This is a genomic window from Lichenifustis flavocetrariae, assembly GCF_026130545.1.
Taxonomy (GTDB): domain Bacteria; phylum Pseudomonadota; class Alphaproteobacteria; order Rhizobiales; family Beijerinckiaceae; genus Lichenihabitans; species Lichenihabitans flavocetrariae.
Genome location: NZ_JAMOIM010000094.1, coordinates 1 through 8,206 on the forward strand (window position 1 = coordinate 1; position 8,206 = coordinate 8,206).

The 8,206-nt window shown below is 64.9% G+C and carries 7 protein-coding genes and 4 pseudogenes; 8 read left to right on the forward strand and 3 right to left on the reverse strand.

Annotated elements, in window-relative coordinates; translation table 11 throughout:
* Window positions 1–278: 278 nt before the first annotated feature.
* The 5 genes and pseudogenes from M8523_RS35230 to M8523_RS35250 form a co-directional block, all read left to right on the forward strand.
* A complete protein-coding gene (locus M8523_RS35230) occupies window positions 279–1,349 on the forward strand; it encodes a transposase (RefSeq protein ID WP_282589469.1) in 1,071 nt (356 codons plus the stop codon).
* Between the two features lie 66 nt (window positions 1,350–1,415).
* Window positions 1,416–1,804: pseudogene (locus M8523_RS35235) on the forward strand (helix-turn-helix domain-containing protein); the annotation flags it as partial.
* A 77-nt stretch (window positions 1,805–1,881) separates the two neighbouring features.
* The gene (locus tag M8523_RS35240; protein ID WP_282589470.1) at window positions 1,882–2,325 is read left to right on the forward strand and encodes a helix-turn-helix domain-containing protein; all 444 of its coding nucleotides are present in this window, start codon (window positions 1,882–1,884) and stop codon (window positions 2,323–2,325) included.
* A 278-nt stretch (window positions 2,326–2,603) separates the two neighbouring features.
* Window positions 2,604–2,900 (forward strand): annotated as a pseudogene (locus M8523_RS35245) (transposase); the annotation flags it as partial.
* A gap of 84 nt (window positions 2,901–2,984) precedes the next feature.
* Window positions 2,985–3,203: pseudogene (locus M8523_RS35250) on the forward strand (IS3-like element ISMtsp5 family transposase); the annotation flags it as partial.
* An 85-nt stretch (window positions 3,204–3,288) separates the two neighbouring features.
* On the opposite strand, the gene M8523_RS35255 reads toward M8523_RS35250, so the two are convergent.
* Window positions 3,289–4,485, reverse strand: a complete 1,197-nt coding sequence (locus M8523_RS35255; protein ID WP_282589471.1) for an IS256 family transposase — start codon at window positions 4,483–4,485, stop codon at window positions 3,289–3,291.
* A 187-nt stretch (window positions 4,486–4,672) separates the two neighbouring features.
* On the opposite strand from M8523_RS35255, the pseudogene M8523_RS35260 reads away from it, so the two are divergent.
* Both M8523_RS35260 and istA read left to right on the forward strand, forming a co-directional pair.
* Window positions 4,673–4,878, forward strand: a pseudogene (locus tag M8523_RS35260) (hypothetical protein); the annotation flags it as partial.
* 106 nt (window positions 4,879–4,984) lie between these two features.
* Window positions 4,985–6,571 (forward strand): IS21 family transposase, encoded by a 1,587-nt coding sequence (gene istA, locus M8523_RS35265; protein WP_282589472.1) that lies wholly within the window; start codon window positions 4,985–4,987, stop codon window positions 6,569–6,571.
* Between the two features lie 31 nt (window positions 6,572–6,602).
* On the opposite strand, the gene tnpB is transcribed toward istA, so the two are convergent.
* A complete protein-coding gene (tnpB, locus tag M8523_RS35270) occupies window positions 6,603–6,869 on the reverse strand; it encodes an IS66 family insertion sequence element accessory protein TnpB (protein ID WP_282589473.1) in 267 nt (88 codons plus the stop codon).
* Window positions 6,866–7,210, reverse strand: a complete 345-nt coding sequence (gene tnpA / locus M8523_RS35275; RefSeq protein ID WP_282589474.1) for an IS66-like element accessory protein TnpA — start codon at window positions 7,208–7,210, stop codon at window positions 6,866–6,868. Before tnpA ends, tnpB begins: the two co-directional genes overlap by 4 nt.
* Window positions 7,211–7,650: 440 nt before the next feature.
* On the opposite strand from tnpA, the gene M8523_RS35280 reads away from it, so the two are divergent.
* Window positions 7,651–8,196: a tyrosine-type recombinase/integrase gene (locus tag M8523_RS35280; RefSeq protein ID WP_282589475.1), complete on the forward strand. Its 546-nt coding sequence runs from the start codon at window positions 7,651–7,653 to the stop codon at window positions 8,194–8,196.
* Window positions 8,197–8,206 lie beyond the last annotated feature (10 nt).

Genomic DNA, 8,206 nt, shown 5'->3' on the forward strand with positions numbered 1-8,206 from the left:
CCTTCTTACAACTGGCGTCTATTCGACTCATGCTGCGAAAGCTCTGCCAGAAAAAGATATGACTTCGGACAGACTCTGAGAGTGTGGGCGCTGGCTGGATGGTCTGACCCCGAATGAGACTGACCCCGTGTCGTCGAGGTGATCTGTCGGCCGTCCAGGCAGCACCTGCCGGTCGAGCGGGATGTGACCTCATAGGAGCTTGAGGCCGTTCATCCCGTCACGGTCCTGTCCGCCCGTTGGACCGGCGGGTCTCCACAACCGGCTTGGAGCCCATCCCCATGAGCGAGACCTTACCCGCCGAGATCATTGTCGGCATCGATACCCACAAACACATCCATGCCGCCGTTGCGATCACCACGCTCGGTGCTCGCCTGGATACGATGACGATCCCGGTCGGCGGCAAGGGGTACCACGCTCTTGAACTCTGGGCGCGATCCTTGGGACCGATCCGGGCGTTTGGCGTGGAGGGCACCGGCTCCTATGGAGCAGCACTGTCCCGCTTTCTCTGCGAGCGGGGACATGCCGTCGTCGAGGTCAACCGGCCCAATCGCCAGCTGCGATATCAGCAAGGCAAGAGTGATCCCCTTGACGCTGAAGCCGCGGCGCGTGCCGTTCTGAGCGGCCAAGCCGAAGGCTGTCCGAATATCCGGTTCGGGGACGGCGGAGATGATCAGGCACGTCAAGGTCGCTCGCGACACGGCGGTCAAGGCTCGAACCCAGGCAATGTACACGCTTCAATCCTCATCGTCACCGCCCCGCTCGGGCTCCGCGAGCGGCTGGACGCACTGTCCGGCAAGATGACCTTGCTTCGGTACGTCGCGGCGCTGCGACCAGGCCCTCTTGCCTCGACCAAGGCTTCGGCCAAGATCGGCCTACGCGCACTCGCCCGACGTTGGCTGGCCCTGGATGAAGAGATCAAGGCCTACGATATTCACCTGGAGCAGCTGACAAGGCAGGCCGCGCCCGATTTGGTCGAGCTGCCCGGAATCGGCACCAGCACGGCGGCGGAGATGCTCCTCCTTGTCGGAGACAATCCGGAACGCATTCGCTCGGTAGCCGCGTTTGCCAAGCTGTGTGGCGCTTGTCCGATCCCCGCCTCCAGCGGCAAGACGAGCCGGCATCGGCTGAACCGCGGGGGCAACCGACAAGCCAACGCAGCCCTCTATCGCGTCGTTGTCACCCGCATGCGCGGACACCTGCCGACCCTCGACTACGTCAAACGACGGATAATCGAGGGGAAGAGCAAGCCCGAGATCATCCGCTGTTTGAAACGCTATGTCGCCCGTGAGATTTTCGGTCACCTTTGCGCCGCGCCGCTTCCGGCGAAGACGGCCACCAACACCGCTTGACCAACATAGGAGCATCACCTCGTAAGCGGTGGATCTCCGCCATTGAGGTGCATGATGAACGAACGACTGGGTACGACGGAGCGGGCGGGTGCCGCGGAGCGACCGCCAGAGTCTGGCGCAGCGGCGCCCGGGCGCGGTGGACGGATGTCGCGTCAGCGCAAGACGGCGGCGGTGCTGCGGTTGTTGCGAAGGGAAGATCTTGAGGCTGTGTCGCGCGGGCTCGGCGTCACGGCCGCCACCCTCTCGCAATGGCGCGATGCGTTTCTGGCTGTTGGCGAGGCCAGCCTGTCGGCACGCCCCAAGGATGGCGAAGAGTTCGAGAGCGAGCGCCTGAAGGCGAAGCTCGGCGGGATGCTGCTCGAACGCGAGTTGCTCGAAGCCAAGATCGCGATCCTGGAGGATGGACGCCCTTTGGCGCGGCGGAGGTCGAGGCCATGAGGGCCGCGACCTCGCCATCTAAGCAGGTTGGAACGGGCTGGCCAACGGTTGGGGACTGTGATTTCGTTTTTTCAGTATGGTTCGGAGGCGAAGCATGGCTGGCAGGTCTCTGGTCACAGCAACGGACGATCAATTGGTGGCGCTCAAGGCCATCGCGAACGGCGTGGATCGCGCCGAAGCTGACCGCGCCCGAGCCATTCTTTTGACGCTCGTGGGCTGGACCAGTGCACGGATCGCCGAGGCTTTCGGGGTCCGCGAGGACACGGTGCGGCTATGGCGCAGCGACTTCATGGCGGATGGGGTTGGCTCTCTCAGAGCCAGCATCGCTCCAGGTCCTACGCCTGTGAAGGCCGCCGCGGCGCTCAGAGTGGCCGAGCCTCTTCTTTCTGCGCTAGTGGCAGACCGGACGAACTGGACGCTGGCGCGCCTCGCCGAGGAGATTGCAAGGCAGGAAGCGGTCACAATCTCCCGGTCGCAACTTTCCAAGGTGCTGCGTAAAAAAGGGGTTTTGGCTGGCGCCGGCCGCGCCACACGCTGAAGGGACGGCAGGACCCGAACGCTATCGAGCGGGTCGGTTTGAGGCTCAAGCTGCGCAAGGCTCAAGCCAGGGCCGGCGACATCGTGCTGCTGTTCGCCGACGAGAGCGAAGCGCTGACCCATCCCTATCTTGCCCGAGTATGGGCCAAGCGTGGCGCGGACCTCCGCGTGCCGGCTCCCGGCCAAGCCAAGAAAGTTGCTATGATGGGCGGAGCTTGCTTGAGGCTCCGCCAAGCATAGCTTGGTGGAGAAGCAAGCGGAGGGTCGCTCGATTGGGCCCGGCGTGAACTCATCGTCACCACGTCCCGCACGAAACGGAGCGCCGACTTCATCGCCCACCTCCAAGCCCTCGACCGCCTCTACGGCTCGAAGCCGGGCGTGGACACCAAACCAGTCGTTATCGTGCTCGACAACGGTCCAATCCATGTCAACAAAGCAACGTCGGCGGCACTTGCCGAGCGAGCCCATTGGTTGACCGTCGAGTGGCTGCCTAAATACGCGCCCGAACTCAACGATATCGAAGTTGTCTGGAACGACCTCAAGGCCCGTCATCTCGCACATCAAACCTTCACAGACCTCGATAACCTCGACAGGTCATCCATAAGGCCGTCGAAATGCGAAATGCAGAGCGACAATGCCATCCGTTGGCCAAGTCACGAATCTCTGCTTAGCGGCAAGCCCTATGGCATGGCCCTGGTCTGCCGCGTGTGGGGAACCGCTCGGGCGAGCGTCTATCGCCATCGTGATCCCGCGGGTCCCGAGCCGCGGCGGCGCCCGGGCCCGGTTGGTCCCATGCCCGATACGGGTCTGCTGGAGCGGATCAGGGGTGTCCTGTCAGCAAGCCCCTTTCATGGCGAGGGTCACCGCAAGGTTTGGGCGGAGGAGGTCCAAGGTTCCGACGAGGGTCACGTCCGTCAAGGTGGTGGAATTTAGCAGGGTGTTCACCGGCGCCTCGTGATTGGGGTCAGGCGGCGATGTGGGTGATGGCGACGGTTTGATCTTCGCCGCGGGTGGTCATGGTTTCGAGCGTCATGTAGCGGTGCTGGAGCTGCCACTCGTCATTCTGTTCCAGCAGCACGGCTCCGACGAGGCGGCGGATGGAAGCCTCGTTCGGGAAGATGCCGACCACGTCGGCGCGTCGCTTCACCTCCTTGTTCAATCGTTCGATGGGATTGGTCGAGTGGAGCTTCGGCCAATGGGTTTTGGAGAAGGCCATGAAGGCGATGACGTCGGCTTCCGCGTCATCCATCAGGGCGGCCAGCTTTGGAATTCGGGGCCGGAGCTTGTCGGCGACCTGGCGCCACGTCTTCGAGGCCGCGGCCTGCGTCTCCTGCATGAACACCGTCCTGATGGCGGCCGCCACCATTTGATGCTGCGCTTTGGGCACATAGGCCAAGGCGTTGCGCATGAAGTGGACGCGACACCTTTGCCAGCTTGCCTTGAAGACCTGCGCGACGGCGGCTTTCAATCCTTCATGGGCATCCGATATGACGAGCTTGACGCCCTTGAGGCCACGCTTTTCCAAGCCGCGCAGGAAGCCGAGCCAGAAGACGGCGGCCTCCGACGGGCCGAGGCCCAAGCCGAGGATCTCGCGCCGGCCGTCGGTGTTGACCCCAGGGGCGATTAGGGCGGCGATCGACACGATGCGGCCGTCCTCGCGCACCTTCAAGTAGGTCGCGTCGAGCCACAGATAGGTCCATTCCCCCTCGATCGGCCGATCGAGGAAGGACCCGACGCGTGCGTCGATGCCCTTGCACAGCTCGGACACCTGGCTCTTAGAGATGCCACTCAGACCCATTGCTTGGACGAGATCGTCGACCTTGCGGGTGGAGACCCCTTGGATCCAGGCCTCCTGGATCACCGCGACCAAAGCCTGCTCGGTGGTGCGGCGCGGCTCAAGAAAGCCCGGAAAGTAGCTCCCTTTGCGTAGCTTCGGGATCTTGAGATCGAGCGTCCCGAGCCGGGTGTCGAAGGCCCGCTCGCGGTAGCCGTTACGCTGCGTCGTCCGTTCGTCGTTGCGCTCGTAGCGGGCCGCGCCGATGCGGCCCTCGATGTCGTAGGCCATCAGGCGCTGCAGCACCTCTTCGGCCAGGTCCTTCATGAAATCGCCGCCTCCACGCTTCAGCAGGGCGTCGAGAAATGGCATCGTGTCGTCGGTCATCGTGTTCTTTCGGTTCGTGTCGCGTGTCGCAACTCGATCCTACCAAGAGGCACGGTAGCCACCCAAGGGGCGGCGGGCTCCGCTATATGCGGAGCTCCGCCCGCCGCCCCAGAGCCAAATTCTCCACCACTGAACCGGACGCTACCTCCGACGAGCCGAAGGCTCGGTGGAAGGACCTCCGCAGGGGAGGCTGCGCTTTGCCGGCCTGCGCACATCGCGGCACCGTGTCCTGCGGGTCATGCGCGAGCACGGCCTGCTGGCGCCCTCGCGCGTCGGATCACCGCGCGGGCCGCGCACCACGACGGCACCGTCATCCCCGAGACAATCGATACGATGTGGGGCGGAGCCTGCGTATTTCAGAGCATCATGGGCACGGATTTCACGGGATCATGGGCAGTGATTTCACGGCATCGCGGGCACCCGTTTTAGGGCGGTGATGCAGCCTCGACCGACAATCTGACCGGGTACTCAGCCGCTCGTTTCGAACACGAGGGGCCTGATGCCGACCGAGAGATTGTCGATGCGCCGAATACGCGATCTGCTGCGTCTGAAGTATGAGAATAGGTTGAGCAGCCGCGTGATCGCGGCCTCGCTGGGACTGAGCAAAGGCGCCGTCGGCGATTACCTACGTCGCGCTCAGGCGGCCGGGAGCGGCTGGCCCATCGACGCGGCCCTCACCGATACGGGGCTGGAGCGGCTGCTGTTCCCGGCCGCGCCCGACGTCCTGGCGAAGGATCGGCCGGAACCGGACTGGCCCACGGTCGACCGGGAGCTGCGTCGCTCTGGCGTGACCCGGATGCTGCTCTGGCAGGAGTACCGGGCCGAGCATCCGGACGGCTACGGCTACACCTGGTTCTGTGTGCGGTTCGAGGCCTGGAAGGGTCAGGCGTCACCGACGATGCGCCAGACCCATGCCGCCGGCGAAAAGGTGTTCGTCGACTTCGCCGGGGACACGATCGACGTCATCGACCCGGTCACCGGAGTGGTGCAGCCGATGAAGCTGTTCGTCGCCGCGCTCGGCGCCTCCAACTACATCTATGCCGAAGCCCGGGCCAGCGAAGGGCTGGCCGACTGGATCGGCTGCCATGTCGGCCTGTTCGCCTGCCTGGGCGGGGTGACGGCGATGATCGTCTGCGACTACCTGAAGGCGGTCGTCACAAATCCGGACCGCTACGATCCGGGGATCAACCGCTCCTACCAGGAGATGGCTCGCCATTACGGGACGAGGGTGTGTCCGGCCCGGCCCTACAAGCCCCGCGACAAGGCCAAGGTGGAACAGTCGGTGCTTCTGGTCGAGCGCTGGGTGCCGGCGCGGTTGCGCAACATGCGGTTCTTCAGCCTGGCCGAACTCAACGCGGCCATCACCGCCCTGACGAACGATCTCAATGCCCGCATGATGCGCGGCTATGGCGCCAGCCGCGCCGAGCTGTTCGCCGCCGTGGATGCGCCGGCGCTGAAGCCCTTGCCGGCGGAGCCCTACGCCTTCGCGGCCTGGAAGCGCTGCCGGGTCGCACCCGATTACCATGTCGAGGACGAGAACTGCTGGTACTCGGTGCCGTTCCGGCTGATCGGTGACCTCGTCGACGTGCGCGTCACAGAGCGGACCGTCGAGGCCTTCCACAAGGGCGAGCGGGTTGCCAGCCACGCCAAGTCGATCGGGCGGCGCAGCCACGTCACCGTGGCGGATCATATGCCAAGCGCCCACAAGCGTCATGCCGCCTGGACGCCGGCGCGGATCACGGCCTTCGCCGAGAAGATCGGTCCGGCCACCGCGGCGCTGACGCAGGCGATCATGATCGCCAGGCCTCACCCCGAACAGGGCGGAGTGGACCAAGGGTCCACCGTGCCGAAGGCATGGTGGATGGTCCACGTAGGGTTCCGCACCTGCCTCGGCATCCTGTCCCTGGAGAAGATCTATGGCCAAGCCCGCCTGGAGGCGGCGTGTCGGCGAGGCGAACTGATCAATGCCCGATCCGTCAGGTCGATCCGCTCCATCCTCAAGACCGGCCTCGATCGCGCCTTCCTCGAGCCCGAGCCCGAACCCCTGCACCACGGCAACATCCGCGGCCGCGGCTACTTCCACTGACCCTTCGCCATCAGGAGATCTCGATGCTCAATCAACCTGCTGCGCAGGCCGGAGCCTCAAGCCAACTCCGCCACAGCGCCTTGATCAACGATCCGCCCCGGCCGCGAAAGACAAAGACGTCGCCCGCGAAGGGCGAAGCGAGCCAGGGCCCCTGGCCTGCGTAGCAGGTTAGGGTGGCAAGCGGAGGGTCGCGCTTCAGGCCCTCCTGCACCAGCAAGGCCAAGCCCTGCATCCCCTTGCGCATGTCCGTGTGCCCGCTCGCGATCCAGATCCGGACGTTGCTGGCGACAGGACTCATCGCAACGCCCTCAGCACCGCCCCCACCAATGCTGCCGAGGCTTGCGCATCGATCGTCAGCCGGGTCCCCCCGGTAAGCTCGACCACAATCGCCGGGCTTGTCGGAGACGCTGGGGCGGCCATCGGTTCCGGCAGGAGGACCGCCGGCACGAAAGCGACATCGGACCGCCCCTGGGCCTGCTGGCGCCATTTGTAGATCAGGCTGGTCGACACATCGTAGCGACGGCCCACCTCCGTCACCACCGCCCCGGGCATGAACGCCGCCGACAGGATCTCCCGCTGCGCCGCCGCGCTCCAATGACGCCGACGTTCCGGGCCGGTCTGCAGAGTGATCTGGGTCATGCTGTGCAGCTACAAGCGCTCATAAGGTGGACCTACAAGCACAGCTTCACAGCAGCCTCACCCGCTCGCAAGGCGGTCGTCGCCGGGCGGATACCGTGATGCAGGCGGCGGGTTTGGTGGAGCGTCACGCGCTCAGAACGAAGAAGCCCTCCGACGTTTTTCCGTCGAAGGGCTTTTCTATCTTTGGTTGCGGGGGCTCGCAACCACCGACAGACGCGAGGTTGCATTCTCGATTTGTCGTTGACGATTGAATCCCAATCAAAGCCAGTCCTATGACGCGGTGAGGGGCGCCCCTCGAACGGTCAGCTTGCGCCATAGAACTAAACCGCTCTCGCGCTAGGGCCGGCGAGGTCGTGAGAACGAGGTAACGGCCTCTCTGGGCCTCTCTGGGCCTGTCTGAAGATCGTGGGGTTCACCCGTCTCGGACAGGAGTCCCCCCGATGATCCCCGAAGCCGTCAGCCCGCTGCGCCGCCGCATGATCGAAGACATGACGATCCGGCAGTTCGGCACCCACACCCAGCGCGACTACATCCGTCAGGTCCGTGAGTTCACGGCCTGTCTGGGCCGCTCGCCCGACCAGGCCGAGCCCGAGGACCTTCGGCGCTACCAGTTGCACCTCGCCTCGCTCGGCGCGAGCTATTCGCGCATGAACCAGGCGAGCACGGCGCTGCGGTTCTTTTTCAATGTCACCTTGAGCCGTCCTGGGTTCGGCGACCGCATGGCGCGGATCCCGACGCCCGAGCGGCTGCCGGTCGTGCTGAGCCCCGCCGAGGTGGCGCTGCTTCTGGCGCATGCGCCAAGCCTGAAGTGCCGCGCCGCCCTGAGCGTCGCCTACGGCTGCGGCCTGCGCATTTCCGAGATCGCCCACCTTAAGGTCACCGACATCGACAGCAGCCGCATGCTGATCCGCGTCGAACAGTGTCAAACAGCCTTGAACATTGACCCCCGATCGGCGTCCAAAACTGACCCCCTTTGGGCGTGCTGAGCCGGTAGCG

Excerpts from the sequence above, each read along its gene's own strand:
- M8523_RS35230 (WP_282589469.1), top strand. The coding sequence starts at position 279 with ATGAGCGAGACCTTACCCGCCGAGATCATTGTCGGCATCGATACCCAC.
- istA (WP_282589472.1), top strand. The coding sequence starts at position 4,985 with ATGCCGACCGAGAGATTGTCGATGCGCCGAATACGCGATCTGCTGCGT.
- M8523_RS35280 (WP_282589475.1), top strand. The coding sequence starts at position 7,651 with ATGATCCCCGAAGCCGTCAGCCCGCTGCGCCGCCGCATGATCGAAGAC.
- M8523_RS35255 (WP_282589471.1), bottom strand. The coding sequence starts at position 4,485 with ATGACCGACGACACGATGCCATTTCTCGACGCCCTGCTGAAGCGTGGA.
- M8523_RS35240 (WP_282589470.1), top strand. The coding sequence starts at position 1,882 with ATGGCTGGCAGGTCTCTGGTCACAGCAACGGACGATCAATTGGTGGCG.
- tnpA (WP_282589474.1), bottom strand. The coding sequence starts at position 7,210 with ATGACCCAGATCACTCTGCAGACCGGCCCGGAACGTCGGCGTCATTGG.
- tnpB (WP_282589473.1), bottom strand. The coding sequence starts at position 6,869 with ATGAGTCCTGTCGCCAGCAACGTCCGGATCTGGATCGCGAGCGGGCAC.